The sequence below is a fragment of the Halarchaeum nitratireducens genome (genome assembly GCF_017874695.1).
Taxonomy (GTDB): Archaea; Halobacteriota; Halobacteria; order Halobacteriales; family Halobacteriaceae; genus Halarchaeum; species Halarchaeum nitratireducens.
The window spans coordinates 278,825-296,333 of sequence record NZ_JAGIKY010000001.1 but is presented as its reverse complement, the minus strand read 5'-3'; the positions used below and the strand labels follow the sequence as shown (position 1 = coordinate 296,333).

The 17,509-nt window shown below is 67.3% G+C and carries 16 protein-coding genes; 11 read left to right on the top strand and 5 right to left on the bottom strand.

All coding sequences use genetic code 11. The features are described from left to right. Positions 1 to 35: 35 nt before the first annotated feature. The 5 genes from J2754_RS01355 (at position 36) to J2754_RS01335 (ending at position 6,734) form a co-directional block, all read left to right on the top strand. The gene (locus tag J2754_RS01355) at positions 36 to 1,823 is read left to right on the top strand and encodes an ABC transporter substrate-binding protein (RefSeq protein WP_211086543.1); all 1,788 of its coding nucleotides are present in this window, start codon (positions 36 to 38) and stop codon (positions 1,821 to 1,823) included. Between the two features lie 91 nt (positions 1,824 to 1,914). Then, positions 1,915 to 2,589 (top strand): YbbN family protein, encoded by a 675-nt coding sequence (locus J2754_RS01350; protein WP_188877049.1) that lies wholly within the window; start codon positions 1,915 to 1,917, stop codon positions 2,587 to 2,589. A gap of 115 nt (positions 2,590 to 2,704) precedes the next feature. Next, entirely contained in the window at positions 2,705 to 3,649 is a 945-nt protein-coding gene (locus tag J2754_RS01345; protein ID WP_188877050.1) for an ABC transporter permease, read from the top strand. Between the two features lie 8 nt (positions 3,650 to 3,657). Then, entirely contained in the window at positions 3,658 to 5,754 is a 2,097-nt protein-coding gene (locus J2754_RS01340) for a dipeptide ABC transporter ATP-binding protein (RefSeq protein WP_188877051.1), read from the top strand. Then, positions 5,751 to 6,734, top strand: a complete 984-nt coding sequence (locus J2754_RS01335; protein WP_211086469.1) for an ABC transporter permease — start codon at positions 5,751 to 5,753, stop codon at positions 6,732 to 6,734. Before J2754_RS01340 ends, J2754_RS01335 begins: the two co-directional genes overlap by 4 nt. 178 nt (positions 6,735 to 6,912) lie before the next feature. Here J2754_RS01335 and J2754_RS01330 read toward each other — a convergent pair whose 3' ends face one another. Beyond that, positions 6,913 to 8,433, bottom strand: coding sequence for a GMC family oxidoreductase (locus J2754_RS01330; protein ID WP_211086468.1), 1,521 nt, complete (start codon positions 8,431 to 8,433; stop codon positions 6,913 to 6,915). A gap of 131 nt (positions 8,434 to 8,564) precedes the next feature. Here J2754_RS01330 and J2754_RS01325 point away from each other — a divergent pair, with 131 nt between their 5' ends. Together J2754_RS01325 and J2754_RS01320 are read left to right on the top strand one after the other, a co-directional pair. Next, entirely contained in the window at positions 8,565 to 10,082 is a 1,518-nt protein-coding gene (locus tag J2754_RS01325) for an aldehyde dehydrogenase family protein (protein ID WP_211086467.1), read from the top strand. 97 nt (positions 10,083 to 10,179) lie between these two features. Next, on the top strand, positions 10,180 to 10,536 hold the full coding sequence (locus J2754_RS01320; protein ID WP_211086466.1) for a VOC family protein: 357 nt from the start codon (positions 10,180 to 10,182) through the stop codon (positions 10,534 to 10,536). A 317-nt stretch (positions 10,537 to 10,853) separates the two neighbouring features. Here J2754_RS01320 and aglM read toward each other — a convergent pair whose 3' ends face one another. Continuing rightward, the gene (gene aglM / locus J2754_RS01315; RefSeq protein ID WP_211086465.1) at positions 10,854 to 12,158 is read right to left on the bottom strand and encodes a UDP-glucose 6-dehydrogenase AglM; all 1,305 of its coding nucleotides are present in this window, start codon (positions 12,156 to 12,158) and stop codon (positions 10,854 to 10,856) included. 128 nt (positions 12,159 to 12,286) lie between these two features. Between aglM and aglF the strand changes: the two genes are divergently transcribed. Further along, positions 12,287 to 13,033: a UTP--glucose-1-phosphate uridylyltransferase AglF gene (gene aglF / locus J2754_RS01310; protein WP_211086464.1), complete on the top strand. Its 747-nt coding sequence runs from the start codon at positions 12,287 to 12,289 to the stop codon at positions 13,031 to 13,033. Positions 13,034 to 13,114: 81 nt separating this feature from the next. Beyond that, positions 13,115 to 13,324 carry a hypothetical protein gene (locus J2754_RS01305; protein WP_188870041.1) on the top strand — a complete coding sequence of 70 codons (210 nt, stop codon included), beginning with the start codon at positions 13,115 to 13,117 and terminating at the stop codon, positions 13,322 to 13,324. Between the two features lie 126 nt (positions 13,325 to 13,450). Here J2754_RS01305 and J2754_RS16025 read toward each other — a convergent pair whose 3' ends face one another. From J2754_RS16025 to J2754_RS01295, 3 genes are read right to left on the bottom strand one after another with little or no spacing between them, the layout of a single operon-like run. Beyond that, on the bottom strand, positions 13,451 to 14,107 hold the full coding sequence (locus tag J2754_RS16025) for an ABC transporter substrate-binding protein (protein ID WP_268238662.1): 657 nt from the start codon (positions 14,105 to 14,107) through the stop codon (positions 13,451 to 13,453). 57 nt (positions 14,108 to 14,164) lie between these two features. After that, on the bottom strand, positions 14,165 to 14,653 hold the full coding sequence (locus J2754_RS16020; protein WP_229772770.1) for a substrate-binding domain-containing protein: 489 nt from the start codon (positions 14,651 to 14,653) through the stop codon (positions 14,165 to 14,167). Between the two features lie 55 nt (positions 14,654 to 14,708). Then, on the bottom strand, positions 14,709 to 15,974 hold the full coding sequence (locus J2754_RS01295; RefSeq protein ID WP_188877059.1) for an OFA family MFS transporter: 1,266 nt from the start codon (positions 15,972 to 15,974) through the stop codon (positions 14,709 to 14,711). A gap of 147 nt (positions 15,975 to 16,121) precedes the next feature. Here J2754_RS01295 and J2754_RS01290 point away from each other — a divergent pair, with 147 nt between their 5' ends. Next, complete coding sequence (locus J2754_RS01290) at positions 16,122 to 16,541, top strand: CopG family ribbon-helix-helix protein (RefSeq protein WP_188877060.1); 420 nt, start codon at positions 16,122 to 16,124, stop codon at positions 16,539 to 16,541. A gap of 7 nt (positions 16,542 to 16,548) precedes the next feature. Continuing rightward, the gene (locus J2754_RS01285) at positions 16,549 to 17,487 is read left to right on the top strand and encodes a nucleoside hydrolase (protein WP_211086463.1); all 939 of its coding nucleotides are present in this window, start codon (positions 16,549 to 16,551) and stop codon (positions 17,485 to 17,487) included. The last annotated feature ends 22 nt before the right edge of the window (positions 17,488 to 17,509 follow it).

Sequence of the window (17,509 nt, the reverse complement as noted above, 5' to 3'; positions counted from 1 at the left end):
CGGGACGTGGAGCCGACGACACACGGGATTCAATCATGACTGACGATTCACCGGACTCTGATGGGATCGATCGACGAACGTACTTGGGCGCGCTGGGGGCGGCCGGTGCGGCGGGCCTCGCCGGGTGTAGCGGCGGCGGTGGCGGGTCGAGCAGCGAGGACTTGGGCGAGCGGGTGCCGGCACTGACAGTGGCGTCGCTGGGCGGCGTCGCGGGTGCGTCCGCCATCGAGCAGGCGAACCAGCACGTCGCCACGCAGATCAGCGAGGTGTTAGGCGTCCCCGCGGAGGTGACGATCAAGGAACTGACGACGCTGTGGAACGAGGCGTACAGCGATTCCCGCACGTTCAGCTTCCACCTCGATCTCTCCCCGCAGTTCCCCAGTAACCTCGACCCGGACAACCTCCTCTACTCCTACCACATCAAGAACGCGGGAGCGAACGGCAATCCGAACGTCATCAACTACGCCGACTGCGACTTCTCGCAGAAACTCGACGAACAGCGTACCGCCTCGTCGACGGAGAAGCGTCGGGAGTACGTCACGGACGCCCTCTCGACCGCCTCGGAAGACGTCATGCCCACGACCCTCTGTACGAACACGGGCTCGTCGATCTACCGCAACGATCAGCTGAACGCGCAGGACGTCGGGCAGGCCGGACCGGTCGATCGAAACCCGGAGTTCCTCTGGAACACCGAGCCGATCAACGGGGCGAACGCGATGAAGTCGAACGTGACGCCGGGGAACATCCCGAGCGTCGTCTACATGAACAACCGTCCGTCGACGCCGTGGGTGGGGACGGTGTACATGCCGCTCCTCTACCGGGACAGGAACTACGAGCTCGCGGCGGGCGCCGCGAAGGACTGGACCGTCGAGAACAGCTATCAGACCTTCACGTTCGACATCCGCGAGGGGATGACGTTCCACGACGGCAGTCTACTCACCGCGGAGGACGCCAAGTGGACCCTCGACTTCCTCAACGACAACGCCGACACCTTCGCCGTCATCTCCGAGTACCCCTACGAGTCGGTGACGGCGGTGGACGACACGACGCTGACGGTCGAGATGTCGCGGCCCGCACCGTCGTGGCTGACGGCGTTCGTCCCCATCTGGTCGGGCGTCCTGCCGAAGGACGTCTGGCGGGCCGCCGGCGCCGAGGAGGATCCGATGAACGTCGAGTTCGACCGGATCATCGGTTCGGGGCCCTATCAGGTCCGGGACTTTCAGACCCGTCAGATCCTCGCCATGGAACCCTACGAGGACCACTACATCGACGTCACCGGCGACCTCATCTTCCGGGGCTATTCCGACCGGCAGAGCGCCCGCCGCGCGCTCGAATCGGGCAGTCTCAACATCCTCCTCAACAGCACGAACGACACGAACGAGCAGATCAAGAACGCCCTCGGCGATAAAGCGACCGTCGTGACGTCGGACACGTTCGTGTCGTACGAACTGCGCGCGCAACACTCGTTCGCGCCGTCGATGTTCCGGGAGTTCCGCCTCGCCGTCTCGCAGACGCTCAACCGCACTCGACTGAACGCGTACTTCAACGGCGGGACGGGTACCCCCGAGCTGCGTTCGTCGTTCGCGGGAAAGAATCACCCGTGGCGCCCGGAGAGCGACGACGCGCTGACGAAGATCGCGGACTCGCCGCAGCCCAACACGGAGGCGGCGAAGCAGGTGTTGCGCGACGCGGGGTGGGGGTGGGACGGGGACGGGCGACTCCACTACCCGCCGGAGAAGGACCTCACTCCCCGCTGGCCCGAGGGATCGACCCCCTGCGAGGAACCCGATAGTTTCCCCTGCGTCCCCGATATCTGCGGCTGAGCGCGACCCGATCGGTTTCGGGCCGGGTTCGCGTCGGCCGGCGGCGCGCGACCGGGAAAGATGTTTATTCGATCGTCGGTATTACTGCGGCATGGGAACTCATACCGATCCCGCGTCCCTCTACGAGCGACTCCGCGACGACGGCCTCTTCGAAGAGTCGGGCGAGGAAGTGCGACTGAGCGACGCGTTCTCGACGGCCCGCGAGCGCGAGCGAGCGGCGGTCGCAGCGCTCGATGAGGACGCACTCGCGGACCTCCGCGAGGCGTACGTCGACGGCGCCGACGTCGCGGCGACCGATGTTGACGAGCGGACGCTCGCGGACGCGGTGGCGGTCCACGAGACGTGCGAGAGCGTCGACCGAGCCACCAGCCTCCACGTCGCGCGCTCGCTCACGCGCGACGGACTCGACGGTTCCGATCCGCACGTCCCGGACGGATTCGTATCGCTCTCCGGTGACGAGATCGGACGGTTCCTCGACGCGCACGCGGCGGCCGTCGTCTACTGCTGGCGGGAGGAATGCGACCCGTGCGACGCGGTGCGTGCGGATCTCGAATCGCTGCGAGGCGAGGGACTGTTTCCCGACGAGATCGGACTCGGCGCCGTCTACGGGCCGGACAACGTCGACGAGCTCCGCGAGTCCTACGATGTCGGCGCGGCGCCGACCGTCCTCTTCTGCGCCGGTGACGCCGTCGCGTCGCGCTTCGTTGGAAACCCGGGTCGTGGCGCGCTCCGTGCGGAGACCGAACTCCTGATCGACGGGGTGTAACGACCGATCGGTCCGGGCGCGTTCGCCGCCCGTCGACCGCGAATCACCGGATACACGTCTCGATAGAGGAAAGAATTATAGTGGCCCAACAATGATGAGGGTTTCATGAGGGTTCATGCAGATTAACGATTCGAGCGGGTCGACCGACTCCGGCTTGCTCGGTGCGCTCCGTCCGGGGCGGCTCCGCGATCACTACCTGTTCCGGAACCTCCGCTCGTCGCTGAGGCTCTACCTCTCGGATCGGCTCACCGTCGTGTTCCTCGCGGGGTTCGTCCTCGTCCTCCTGGCGGCCGTGTTCGGTCCGATGATCGCCCCGTATCCGCCCGATAAGGTGTTCATCACCAGCAGCGGGGAGATACTCAAGCTCGCCCACCCGTCCGGGGAGCACCTGTTGGGGACCACGGCGCGCGGACAGGACGTGTTCAGCAGGCTGTTGATCGGCGCCCGGCCGACGTTGTTCACCGGGCTCCTCGGCGGGTTTCTGGTCGTCCTGATCGGCGTCACCATCGGCGTCTCCGCCGGCTACTACGGCGGTCGCGTGGACGACGTCCTCATGCGCCTGACGGACTTCGTCTTCGGCATCCCGCTCATCCCGACGGCGATCGTGCTCGCGGCGTACTTCGGCGTCGGCACGTGGAGCACGATCCTCGTCATCGGCTGTCTGCTGTGGCGGAACAACGCCCGCGTCTTCCGCTCGCAGGTCCTCCAGATCCGCGAGCGCGAACACGTCCGGGCCGCGCAGATGCTCGGCGCGAGCGACCGATACGTCATCACGCGCCACATCCTCCCGAACCTCGGCGGGATGATCGTCCTGTTCTTCGCGCTCGGGACCGGCCTCACCATCATCATCAGCGCCTCGCTGTCGTTCCTCGGCTTCGCCGACCTGTCGCTTCCCTCCTGGGGGCTCATGCTGCGTAACGCGTACAACTCGGGCTACATGGCGAGCGCTTGGTGGTGGTCGCTCACCTCCGGCTTCGCCATCTCCCTCACCGTGCTGTGCATCTTCATGCTCGGGCGCGGGTACGAGCGCGTGCACGAAACCAACGTCTCGGAGTTCTGATCGACACCATGGCACCCCTACTCGAAATCGACGATCTCGACATCACGTACCGCACGAGTTCCGGCGACCTCAGGGCCGTTACGGACGCCTCCATCTCCATCGACGCCAACGAGTACTACGGCCTCGTCGGGGAGAGCGGCTGCGGGAAGAGCACGCTCGCCGGCGCCGTCACCAACTCCCTCGATCAGAACGGCGACATCACGGGCGGCACGGTGACGTACCGCGGCGAGGAGATCCAGGACTACTCGGAGGAGGAGTACAACGACGAGATCCGGTGGAAGGAGATCGCGGTCATCCCACAGTCGGCGATGAACAGCCTCAATCCCCTCTCGCGCATCAGCGAGCAGGCGATCGAGGTCGCCGAGGCCCACACGGACTGGTCCGAGGAGAAGGCGGTCGACAAGCTCGAAGAGCTCTTCGGCGTCGTCGGACTGCCGGCGTCGCGCGTTCACGACTACCCTCACCAGTTCTCGGGCGGGATGAAACAGCGCGCCATCATCGCTTTCTCCCTCCTGCTCGATCCCTCCATGATCATCGCGGACGAGCCGACGACGGCGCTCGACGTGATCATGCAGGACCAGTTCCTCAAACACCTCGACGAGCTCCGCGAGATCCGCGACTTCAGCCTCCTCTTCATCACGCACGACATCGCGGTCGTCTTCGAGATGTGCGATTCGATGGCCGTGATGCACGGCGGGCAGGTCGCCGAACGCGGCGACACGACGGCGCTCTTCGACGACCCCCACCACCCCTACACGCTCCTGTTACAGCGCGCGTTCCCCGACATCCGGTATCCGAACAGGAAACTCGAAGGCATAGACGGGACGCCGCCGGCGCTCGAGAACGAAGTGGACTACTGTACGTTCGCGGATCGCTGCCCGTGGGCCGAACCCGAGTGCCGCGAACGCGCGCCCCCGACCGAGGTCGTCCCCGGCGACGCCGAACACGCCTCCGCCTGCGTTCGTAGCGACGAGGTGGCGACGCTCGCGGCGCGCGACCTCGAGGACGTCGACGACGACCACGGGGAGCCCGCCGGTGCGGACGCCGGGGCCGACCGCGGAGGCGACGAGTCGATCCTGTCACTTCGGGGTCTCAACAAGCACTTCAGCCAGTCGACGAACGTGCTCGATACGATTCGGGCCAGCGTCTTCGGCGGCGAGCAGGACGCGGTCCGCGCCGTCGACGGCGTCGACCTCGAACTGAAGGAGAACCAGATCCAGGGCGTCATCGGCGAGAGCGGCTGCGGCAAGAGCACGCTCCTCCAGACGCTCATGGGGAAGTACGAGCCGACCGAGGGCGAGATCGTCTTCGACGGCACGCCGGTCTCGTCGTTCGATAAGGCGGACTGGAAGGAGTACAGACGCCGCGTCCAGATCATCCTTCAGGACCCGTTTAACACGCTCAATCCGCACTTCTCCGTCCGGGAGACGCTACTGGAGCCACTTCGGATACACGACATGGAGCGCAGCGAAGAACGGGTGCTCGACGTGCTCGAGCAGGTCCGGCTGACGCCCGCCGAGGAGTACATCGACCGCAACGAGTCGCAGCTCTCGGGCGGCGAGAAACAGCGCGTCTCGATCGCGCGCGCGCTGATCCTCGAACCCGACGTCATCCTCGCCGACGAGCCGGTGTCGATGCTCGACGTCTCGACGCAGGCGTCGGTCCTCGACATGCTCAACGAACTGACCGACGAGTACGGCGTCTCGATGCTGTACATCTCCCACGACCTCTCGACCGTCTCGTACGTCTGCGATCGGGTGAACGTCATGTACCTCGGACGGCTCGTGGAGAGCGCGCCGACGATGGACCTCCTCACCGATCCCAAACACCCGTACACGCGCTCGCTCCTGCAGGCGATCCCCGTCCCGGACCCCCACCACGAACGGGAGTGGGCGGAGCTCCCGGGAACGCCCGGCGACGCCTCCGACCTCGGAACGGGCTGTCGGTTCCGCGATCGCTGTCCGGACCGGATGGACGTCTGCGAGCGGATGCCCCGTCAGGCGGACGTCGGCGACGATCACCGGGCGGCCTGCCACCTCCACTACGAGCACGGCTCGGGCGACGACCCCGCGCCGACGGCCGCGACCGACGGAGGTGAACGATGAGCCAACTCTACTACTACGCGCGCCGAACGGTGGTCTCGATCCTGCTCATCTTCGCCATCGCGACGTTCCTGTTCTTCGCCTTTCGGTTCATGCCGGGCGACTACGCGACGCTCCTGTTACAGCAGGGCGCCTCACCGGAGCAGGTGGCGAAGGTGCGACAGATGTGGGGGCTCGATCAACCGCTGTACGTTCAGTACTTCAAGTGGCTCGGCAACATGGCTCAGGGGAACGCCGGAATGTCGCGGCAGTTCAACGAGCCGGTCCTCGAGGTCGTCCTGCCGGCGCTGCGCAACTCCCTCATCGTCGCGCTCCCCGGCGTGTTGGTCGCGTTCGTCCTCGGGTCGCTCTACGGTGCCCTGATGGGGAGTCGGCCGAACTCGCTGCTGGAGAAGTACGGCATCATCCCGCCGAACGTCGTCGGCACCACGCCGGACTTCTTCATCGGCATCCTGCTCCTCACCGTGTTCTCGGCGTGGCTGGGGTGGTTCCCCTCCGGGAGCATCGCCTCCGTCGACACGCTGACCAGCACCTCCGGATGGGGGATCTACCTCACGTCGGACTTCTGGTACCACTACACGCTCCCGTTCCTCACGGTCGTGATCAAGTACATGTACTACCCGACGCTGGTGATGCGCGGGAGCGTCGTCGAGGTTCGGAACCAGGAGTTCGCCACCTACCAGCGGCTCCTCGGGCTCGGCAAGTGGCGGCGCTTCCGTCACATCATGAAGCACGCGTCGCTTCCCGTCGTCACCGTCCTCCCCGCCGTGACCGCGACCTCGATCAGCGGGCTCGTGCTCATCGAGATAGTCTTCAACTGGCCGGGCATCGGGCAGCTGCTCCTGACGTCCGTATTCGCGCGTGACACGCCAGTCATCCAGTTCATGTTCCTGCTCATCGCGGCCTGGATCGTCATCGGGAACTTCATCGTGGACATCGCGTACACGATCATCGACCCCCGGATCACGATCGAGGGCGAATAACGCCCGCGCTCGGCTCGTTCGATTCCGCCTCTCGTCAACGTCGTTCGCCCGTCGCGCGTCCCGCGACTCCTCGCCGTCCGCATTCTCAGTCTTCGCCGTTTCCGTCTCGTGCACGCCCGCGAAACGAACAGCCCACGCCCGCGCTTCGGACGCGGTCGAAGACGTGTCGCCGCGCGTTTCAGCCGTCGTCGCGGATGAGGTCGGAGGCTCGCTCGGCGATGGCGATGGTGGGCGCGTTCGTGTTCCCGGTGGTGATAGTGGGCATGATCGAGGCGTCGACGACGCGGAGGTCGTTCAGTCCGTGGACGCGGAGGTCATCGTCGACGACGGCCATCTCGTCGTCCCCCATCTTGCACGTCCCGACGGGGTGATAGATCGTCTGGACGGTCTCACGGACGTGTTCGCGGATGTCCGCGTCCGTCTCCGCGTCGCCCTCGGGCCAGATCTCCTCGCCGCGAACGCCGTCGAGCGCGCTCGCGTCGGCGATCTCGCGGGTGCGTTTCACGCCGTGGACGAGCCGCTCCATGTCGGCCTCGGCGTCGAGGTAGTTCGGATCGATCAGGGGATCGTCGAAGGGGTCGTCGGAGGCCAGCGAGATCTCCCCTCGGCTCTCCGGGTGGAGGAGCGTCGTGCTCGGCGTTATCCCGTTCCCGTCGGGGTTGTCGAAGCCGTGATTCATGAAGTAGACGCGCGCGAGGAAGTACTGGAGATCGGGCACGTCCAGGTCGGGGTCGCTGCGCTCGAATCCGGTGACCTGACAGAGGACCTCGCCGGGTTCGATCTCCGGGTCCACCGTGCACTCGTACGCGGAGGAGGCGACGAGGTGGTCCTGCAGGTTCTGCCCGACGCCGGGGAGGTCGTGACGGACGTCGATGTCGTGCTCCGCGAGGTGGTCTGCGGGGCCGACCCCGGAGAGCATGAGCAGCGTCGGCGAGTCGATGGCGCCCGCGGAGAGGACGACCTCGCCGGCCGCGGCGCTCCGCTTCGTGCCGTCCTGTACGTACTCGACGCCGGTCGCGGTGTCGCCGTCGAACGTGACGCGCGTCACCCGCGCGCCGGTCTCGGCGGTGAGGTTGTCCCGTTCGAGCACCGGATGGAGGTACGCCGTGGCGGTGCTTTGTCGCTCGCCGTCTTGCACCGTGAGCGGGAGGGGACCCATCCCCGCCTGCCGACCGGCGTTGACGTCGTCGTTCCGGTCGAAACCGACCTCCACGGCGGCGTCGATGAGCGCGGACGTCACGTCGCCGTACGGGTGCTCCTGCTCGACGCGGAGCGGTCCGCCCTCGCCGTGGTGTTGGGACTCGCCGCCCTCCCAGTCCTCCATGCGCTTGAAGTAGGTGCGCATCTCGTCGTACCCCCAGCCGTCGTTGCCGAGGTCCGCCCAGCGGTCGTAGTCGCGGGGGTTCCCGCGGACGTACATCATCGCGTTGATCGCGCTCGACCCGCCGAGGGTCTTCCCGCGGGGCCAGTACTCCTCGCGCCCGCCGAGACCGGGTTGCGGGACGGTCGAGTAGTCCCAGTCGACCTCCGAGCGCATGAGGAGCGGGAACGACGTTGGATCATGGATCTCTTCTTTCTCGTCGGGCTTCCCCGCTTCGAGCAGCAGTACTTCGTTCTCGTTCGACTCGCTCAGGCGGTTCGCCAGCACGCAACCCGCGGAGCCGGCGCCGACGATGACGTAATCGTATCCGTCTGCCATCTCGATTCGAGTCACGCGCTAATCAATAATGAACGTTAGGTATATATCAACGCGACTCCGCGGCTCTATCGAGGGGGCCGTCCCCGCCGAATACATCACTATTATTGTGTGTGGTGCCGACACTCCGTGTGATGTCCAGTACCAGCGACGACGGTGGGGAGACGATCGAATCGATCCGCTCGCGGCACCGCGACGCGGCGGCCGACGTCGTTCCCGAGCACACGCAGTTGTACATCGGCGGCGAGTGGCAGGACGCCGCGAGCGGCGAGACGTTCGACACGCTGAACCCGACGACCGGCGAGGTCCTCGCATCCGTCGCGCGCGGCGGCGAAGCGGACATCGATCGCGCCGTCGAGGCCGCGTGGGACGCCTACGACGAGGAGTGGTCCGAGACGAGTCGCGCCGAGCGACAGGCGCTCCTCACCGAGATCGCGGACCGCGTCGAGGAGCATCAAGAGGAGCTGGCGACGCTCGAAACGCTCGACAACGGGAAGACCCTCATGGAGGCGCGGATGGACGTCGGCGGCGTCGCCGAGCAGTTCCGGTTCTTCGCGGGCGCCACGAACTCGCAGAGCGGTCACACCCGCGACGAACCCGGCGTCCACGGCGAGGTGATCCGCGAGCCGTACGGTGTCGTCGGCCAGATCATCCCGTGGAATTTCCCGCTAGCGATGGCGTCGTGGAAGCTCGCGCCCGCCCTCGCCGCCGGTAACTGTTCGGTGCTCAAGCCCGCCGAGCAGACGCCGCTCTCCGTCCTCCGCTTCCTCGAAATCGTCGACGACGTCGTCCCGGACGGCGTCGTGAACGTCGTCACGGGCTACGGCGAGGAGGCCGGCGATCCCCTCTCGCGCCACGAGGGCGTCCGCAAGCTCGCGTTCACGGGATCGACGGCCGTCGGCAAACAGATCATGCGCAACGCCGCGGAGAACGTCACGGACGTCACCCTCGAACTCGGCGGGAAGAGCCCCATCGTCGTCCACGCGGACGCCGACCCCGAGGAGGCCGTCGGCGTCATCGCCATGGCCATCTTCGCCAACACCGGCGAGTGCTGCGAGGCGGGCTCGCGGCTCTTCGTCCACGACGACGTCGCCGAGCCGATCCTGGAGGGTCTGATCGGCGCCGCGGAGGGGATGACCGTCGGCGACCCCCTCAAGGAGGAGACGGACGTCGGTCCGAAGGTCTCACAGGAGCAGGTCGATCGGACGATGGACTACTTAGAGCGCGCCAAAGAGGGCGGCGCGACTTTCCTCGCCGGCGGCGACGCGCCCGACGACGAGGCCCTCTCGAACGGCTGTTTCGTGACGCCGACTCTCGTGGAGGGCCTCGACCACGACCACGAGGCCGTTCAGGAGGAGATCTTCGGCCCGGTTCTCGAAGTCTTCCGCTGGGACGACTACGACGAGATGATGACGCTCGCCAACGACGTCGACTACGGACTCGCGGGCGGCGTCATCACGAACGATCTCGAACTCGCCGATCGGACGGCGCGCGACATCGAAGCCGGCTACATCTGGGTGAACACCTGGCACGAGATGTCGCCCGGCCTCCCCTATGGGGGGTATAAGCAGTCCGGGATCGGCCGCGAACTCTCCGTCGAGACGCTCGACTACTACACGCAGGCGAAATCCGTCAAGTACGGTCTGGACTGACGGTCTCCGACCGCGGGCGATCGGGTAGTGCGCGCGATGGATCGCTCCGACGCCGCGCCGGCGAAACGCTCTTCTCCCTCCGCACGGCTCTCCCCGTATGCGCGTACACCACGTCGCGCTGGAGGTCGCCGACGTCGAGACGACGAGCGCCTTTTACGAGGACGCGCTGGGTCTGCACGAGACCCGCACGTTCGAGATCGACGGCGAGCGAAGCCACTGCGTCGGCGGGGACGGCGGCGGCGAACTCCAGTTCGTCGAGGTCGACGACCCCGACCGCGGCGTGAACCACGTCGCGGTCACCGTCGCGGATCTCGACGCGACCATCGACGCCGCCGTCGCCGAGTGGGACAGCGAGGTCGTTCACCGCCCGAAACGCCTCGACGGCGGGGACCGCGTCGCGGTCCTCACCGATCCCGAGGGGTATCGCGTCGAACTGATCGAGGCGGACGGCTAACCGCGCTCGGCCCGTCCGGGTTCGACCCCGACGTGCGACGGGATAGTACGTACTACCGACAATATCGAGTAGTGATAATAAAAAACAACCTCCAAGAACGGGATAGGACGTACAATTCAGCCTATTGGGCTCGGACGATAAAAAGTCGTGTTTGAATAACTATATAGTCAAGACCTGAATGCTTTCTCTGAATATCGCTCCGACAGCGCCCCTCGCTCGTCGCTTCGCCGGCCGCTCGCCACTTCGAAACGCACCTAGTATTACTGCTCAGTATATCTGACCAGTATTTTCAGTCAACTAGGACTCCTCGCTCTGCGTCACCACGTGAGGCCCTCGTAGGTGAGGCCCTCGCGGCGCTCGACGATCCGGCGGCCGTCGACGACGATTCGCTCGCCCATCGCGTCGAACTCGGCGTCGAGCGCCGCGAACTCGTCCCAGTCGGTGGCGACGAGCGCGCCGACCGCGCCGTCGAGGGCGTCCGCGGCGGAGTCCGCGTACTCGATGTCGGGGTAGTGCTCGCGGGCGTTCGCCGCGGCCACGGGGTCGTAGGCGACGACGTCCGCGTCGCGCTCGCGGAGGCCGGCGATGACGTCGAGTGCTCGGGAGTTCCGGACGTCGTCCGTCCCGGGTTTGAACGCGAGACCGAGGACGGCGACGCGCTCGCCAGCGACGTCGACGTGCTCGTCGAGGAGCGCGAGCAGACGCTCGGGCTGGCGGTTGTTCACCTCGACGGCAGCGTCCAGCATCGCCGGTTCGTAGCCCGCCTCGCGGGCCGCGTGACGGATCGCGTTCGTGTCTTTCGGGAAGCAAGAACCGCCCCACCCCAACCCCGAGCGGAGGAACCGCCCACCGATGCGGTCGTCGAGGGCGATGGCGTCTGCGACCTCGTAGGCGTCGATCCCGAACTCCTTGCAGACGTTCCCGATGTCGTTGATGAGCGAGACCTTCGCTGCGAGGAAACCGTTGTTCGCGTACTTGATCATCTCCGCCGTCCGGGTGTCCGTCTCCACGACCGGCGCGCCGCTCGCCTCGACCAGCGGCGCGAAGACCGCGGCCATGTCGTCGCTGACGCGCTCGTCGTCCGCGCCGAGCACGACCTTGTCCGGGTCGCGGAAGTCCCCGACGGCGCTCCCCTCGCGGAGGAACTCGGGGTTCATCCCCACGCCGAACGCCTCGCCGGCCGCCGTTCCGGACGCCTCCTCGATCGCCGGTGTGATCGTCTCGGCCGTCGACCCCGGGACGACCGTGCTCTTCACGACGACGGTGTGCCAGTCGTCTTTCGCGGCGAGCGTCTCGCCGAGCGTCTCCGCGCCCGCCGTCATGATCGAGAGGTCGATGCTCCCGTCGTCGCGTTGCGGCGTCGGCAGGCAGAGGAAGGTGACGTCGGTATCGAGGACGGCTCCGTAGTCGGTCGTCGCACGCAAGCGGCCGGTGCCGCCCGGGCCCGCATGCGCCTCGACGAGGTCGGCCAGCCCCTCCTCGTGTATCGGCGCGACGCCGTCGTTGAGCGTCCCGACGGTCGTCTCGTCGACGTCGACGTTCACGACGCGGTGACCGAGGTCGGCGAAGCACGCCGCGACCGTCGTTCCGACGTATCCCGAACCGACGATACTCACGTCCATACCCGACGATAGGCGCGGACGTTGATGACGGTTCGGTCGTGGGCACGACGCGGGGACGTCCGCGCTCTCCGTTTCCCCCGAGCGTCGACACGTATATGCCGGCGCGTCGGCGTACACGGACACATCCGATGCAAGCCGTCGTACTGGCCGCCGGCGAGGGGACGCGGCTCCGACCGCTGACCGAGGACAAACCGAAGGGGATGGTCGAGGTCGCGGGCCGCCCGCTCTTGACGCACTGCTTCGAACGGCTCGTCGACCTCGGGGCGGACGAGCTCGTCGTCGTCGTCGGCTACATGAAAGAGCGGATCATCGAGCGCTACGGCGACGCGTTCGACGGCGTCCCGATCACGTACGAACACCAGCGCGAGCAGAAGGGGTTGGCCCACGCCCTGTTGACCGTCGAGGAACACGTCGACGAGGACTTCATGCTCATGCTCGGCGACAACGTCTTCGACGCGAACCTCGGCGACGTCGTGCGCCGACAGCGCGAAGACCGCGCCGACGCCGCCTTCCTCGTCGAGGAGGTCCCCGAGGCGGAAGCCGGCCGGTACGGCGTCTGCGATACGAACCAGTACGGCGAGATCACGGACGTCGTCGAGAAGCCCGAGGACCCGCCGTCCAACCTCGTGATGACCGGATTCTACACCTTTACGCCCGCTATCTTCCACGCCTGCCACCTCGTCCAACCCTCGAATCGCGGCGAGTACGAACTCAGCGAGGCGGTCGATCTCCTGATCGAGTCGGGGCGGACCATCGACGCCATCGGGATCGAGGGGTGGCGCGTCGACGTCGGCTACCCCGAGGACCGCGAGGCGGCGGAGGCGAAGCTCCGAGACGGCGCGGAGCCGGAGGCGGAAGCGGAGCCCGGGGCGTAGTCGCGGACGGCGCGCGGACCGCGTCGCGTCCCCCGGTGCGCGACCGACACGAATAAGCGGGCTTCCGTAATACCGTCACGTATGGACAGGAAGGAGCTCGGATTCGGGTTGTTCGGCGTCGCGGCGCTCGTGGAGATCGTCGCGCTCGCCCTCATCGTTTTCCGCGGCGTCCAGTCGATGGCGCTCTTCTACGTGATCGCCGGTGCCGCGGTCGTCGCGCTGGGCGCGCTCGGCCTCTACACGCTCGAAGCGTGGCGCCACCCGACGTCGTCGCACGAGACGACGCACTGAGCGGCGGCGGAGGCGGCCGACGAGCGGGGTTGGATCATACAGATCCGGTGTTTTTTCGACGGTCGGCGTCCGTGACGATCGGCGCCATCGCTGGCCCGCTGGAGCGGCCGCCGGGAACGTGCCGGCTCAGGCGCCCTCGGTCACGATGTCTGCGACCCGCTGTCGGTCGAACAGCGTGAGCGAGTCGCTGGCGAGCGTATCGAGGCCGTTCCACTCTCCGAAGGCGTCGGGGTAGAACTGCCGCGCCGTGGCCTCCGTCTGGAAGAGGTTGACGATGGGTCCCTGATAGGAGCCACCGCCGCGATAGAGGCGGTCGTTCTGCACGGCGCGCAACTGCCCGCCGACCGGGTCGTCCCGCATCCGTTCGATCTCGGCCTCGAACTCCGCCGTCGAGACGTGCGTGAGGCCGTACTGGAAGACGATCGCGTCGGGGTCGACCGACAGGAGCTGCTCGTAGTCCCAGTTGGCGTATCCGCCGTCGATGTGCCCGTCGAAGGCATCGCGGATTCCGAGGTCGCGGTACTGTTTGTGGTTGTTGCCCGCCTGTATGGGGTACGCCCAGAACGACCCGTTCTCGAAGTCTGAGTTCACCGAGATCAACCCGACGGTCGGCCGTTCGGCCGTCGGCGGGAGCGTCGACTGAATCGTCGCTCGGAGCTCCTCGTGAACCGCGTCGTACGCGTCGTACCGCTCGGACTCGTCGAAGGCGTCGGCGACGATCTCGAACGCCTCGTACAGCGAGTAGTAGCGGTAGTCGTGCCAGTCGTCGCCGCGCCGCCGGATGTCGTTCCCGAGGAAGGGCGCGACGTTCCGTTCGATCTCCGCCGCGTCGTCTCTCGTTCAGTCGTCGTCGAGGACGCCGAGCCAGTTCGGATCGACGAGGTGTACGTCGCAGTCGAGGCTGTACAGGGTCTCCGTATCGAATCCGCTGTCGCCACCGATCGACGTGACGCCGTCCAGTGAGACGTCCACTCCCGGGAGGTAATCGTAGAAGAACGCGGGCACGTTCGCGGGATCCCACAGCCCCCGCAGTCCGTCGGCTTTGCCGAGGGCGATCCCCATGTCGCCGTACGTGCTGAGGAACGACAGCCACGTCTCCGGTGCCTCGTCGAAGGAGACCTCGCCCATCGGTTCCATCGTCACCGAGTGCGGACCGTCGGCCGAATTGGCCGACGTGTTCGTCGTCGTCATCGTCGTCTCCGCGTCGGTGACCGGAGCGTCGCTCTCGCTGCCGGCACAGCCCGCTACCAGCCCGCCGGCGAGCACGCCGCCGCGCGTGAGGTAGTTCCGTCGCGTCAGTCCCGCGTCGCCGCCGCTGTCGTCGGCCATGATTTTAGGCTACCCTAATAATCTAAAGCCGTTTCGGTCACGGCGTGCGGCGTGGCTACGAAGGCGTCTCGTCGGTCGATGTCGCGTCCTCCGGCGGCCGGAGGAAGAGCGCGGCGAGGCCGGCGACGACGGCGAGCGCGCCGCCGAGCAGGAACGTCCGGTTCCACCCGAGCGAGGTGACGAGGAGGCCGGTGACGGTGCCGCCCAAGACGCCGCCCCAGATCTTCCCCGAGTAGAGGAGGGCGTAGTTCGCGGAGGAGTGATCCGTGCCGTAATACTCAGCGACGACGGTCGGGAAGAGCGTGTACTTCGGGCTCCAGAAGAACGTCGCCACGACGACGGCCGTCACGAAGACCGCGGGCGTCCCCCGGATGCCGAAGTGGACGACGGCGAAGAGCCCGAGACCGCAGAGGACGAACGACGACGCCATCGTTCGCACGGGGTCGAATCGGTCCGCGGCCTCGCCGAGGATGAGACGGCCGACGGCGCTGGAGAGCGGGAGGAGCGTCGCGGCGAGCGTGGCGACCACCGCGGCGAGACCGAGGTGATCGGCGTAGTCGACGATCTTCTCGGTGAGCATCAGCCCCGATCCGGAGACGGCGACGAACATCGCGTACATGAGCCAGAACTGCCAGGTGCGTAGCATCTCGCGCCACGTGTACTGCCGACCGCCCTCTGCGAGCGACGGCTCGTCGTCGCGGCCGTCGAGCCACCCGTCCGGCGGGTCGCGGATGACGAGCGCCCCGGCGAGGACGACCACGAAGATACCGAGGCCGACGGTCCGGAGGAGCGAGACGTACGCCCCGTCGGGCGCGGCCGGGCCGGTGATCGTGCGGACGACGGGCACGAGCGCCGCGGGTCCCGCGGCGAACGCCATCGTGCCGATGCCGGAGGTGAGTCCGCGGCGGTCCGGGAACCACTTCAGCGCGGTGTTGACGGCGACGGTGTAGACGATGCCGACGCCGACCGCGCCGAGCGAGTAGGCGAGGTAGACCTGCCAGACGGCGCTCGCGTACGCGAGCGCGACGTAGCCGCCGCCCGCGAGCACCGCGGCGAGCGCACAGATCCCGCGCGGACCGTGCCTGTCGCGCCACCACCCCACCGGGAACTGCGAGCCGGCCTGGAAGACGACGAACAGCGTGAACACCGTGGAGAGCACCGCGGCGTCGACGCCGAGGTGGCGCGCGACCGGCGAACGCAGGCTCGACCAGACGTACTGGTACGGCCCGACGACCGCCATCATTCCCGCGGCGGCGGCGACGAGCCACCACCGCGAGAACCCCAGTATCTCGCGCGCCCGCGTCCCGTGATCTCGATCCATTCGCGTCGGCGTTCGCTTCGACCGGCCGGCGGATAAGCCTCCGGATACGGGTCACACGCCCGCGGCACGGTCCGGCGTCGCGATCTCGTCCCCGATCGACGCGACACCACAACTCCTTATTACTCGAACGCGCCTGTGTTACTAACAATGACCGTCGTTTCCATCTCGATGCCGGCCGAACTCGCCGACCGGATCGACGAGTTCGCGGACGAACACGGCTACACGGGCCGATCGGAGGTCGTCCGCGAGGCCGCGCGCACCCTCCTCGGGGAGTTCGAGGACAAGCGCTTGGAGGACCGCGATCTCATGGCCGTCGTCACCGTCCTCTTCGACTACGAGACGACGACCGTCGAGGAGAAGATGATGCACCTCCGCCACGAGAACGAGTCCATCGTCGCCGCGAACTTCCACAGCCACGTCGGCGATCACCACTGTATGGAGCTGTTCATTCTCGAAGGCCGCCTCGACGCCATCTCGACGTTCGTCGGGAAGATCCGCGCGACGAAGGACACGCTCACCGTCGACTACTCCGTGACGCCGGTCGACGACGTCGGTCCGTTCGCGTAACTCGACCGTGGCACGGAAGGTACTCTTCGACACCGACCCCGGCTGCGACGACGCGGTGATGCTGGCGGCCGCGCTCGGACACGACGCGATCGACGTCGTCGGCCTCACGACGGTCTGCGGGAACACGACCGTCGAGAACACGACGCGCAACGCCCGCGCGATCCTCGAACTCGGGGGCTACGACGTCCCGGTTGCCCGCGGATGCGCCCGGCCGCTCGTCGACGAGCTGACGACCGCGGAGTGGATCCACGGCGCGGGCGGCATCCGCGGCGACCTCCCGTATCCGAGCGGCGACGTCGGCGACGAACACGCGGCGGACGCCATCGTTCGCCACGCCCGCGAGCACGGCGGCGACCTGACGATCGCGGCGGTCGGCCCGCTCACGAACCTCGCGCTCGCGCTCGCCATGGAGCCCGCGCTCCCCGATATCGTCGACGACATCTACGTGATGGGCGGGGCGGCGCTCGCGGCCGGCAACGTCACGCCGGTCGCGGAGGCGAACTTTCACAACGACCCGGCGGCGGCGAGCCGCGTCGTCCAAGACGCGTCTCCCACACTGGTCGGTCTCGACGTGACGAACGACGCGACGATCCCCTTCGAGCGGATCGAGTCGTACGAGGCGCGCGGCGGCGTCCTCGGGACCGTCGCCGATTGGCTTCGCTACCCCGCGGACGCCCTCGACGCGCGCGAGACCGGGCCGTCGATCCACGACGCCGCCGTGCTCGCCGACATCGTCGATCCCGACACGCTCGACTTCGCGGACTACTACTGCGAGATCGACACGACGGGCGGGCCGTCGCACGGATCGGTCGTCTGCGACCAGCACGGCGTCTACGACGAGGCACCGAACGCCGCGGTCGCGCTCGACATCGACGTCGAACGCTACCGCGACGTCGTCGCCGCGGGCCTCTCCGGGTACGCGACGCACGCCGAGGCCCGCGAGTGACCCCCGACCGTCCCGGCGACGT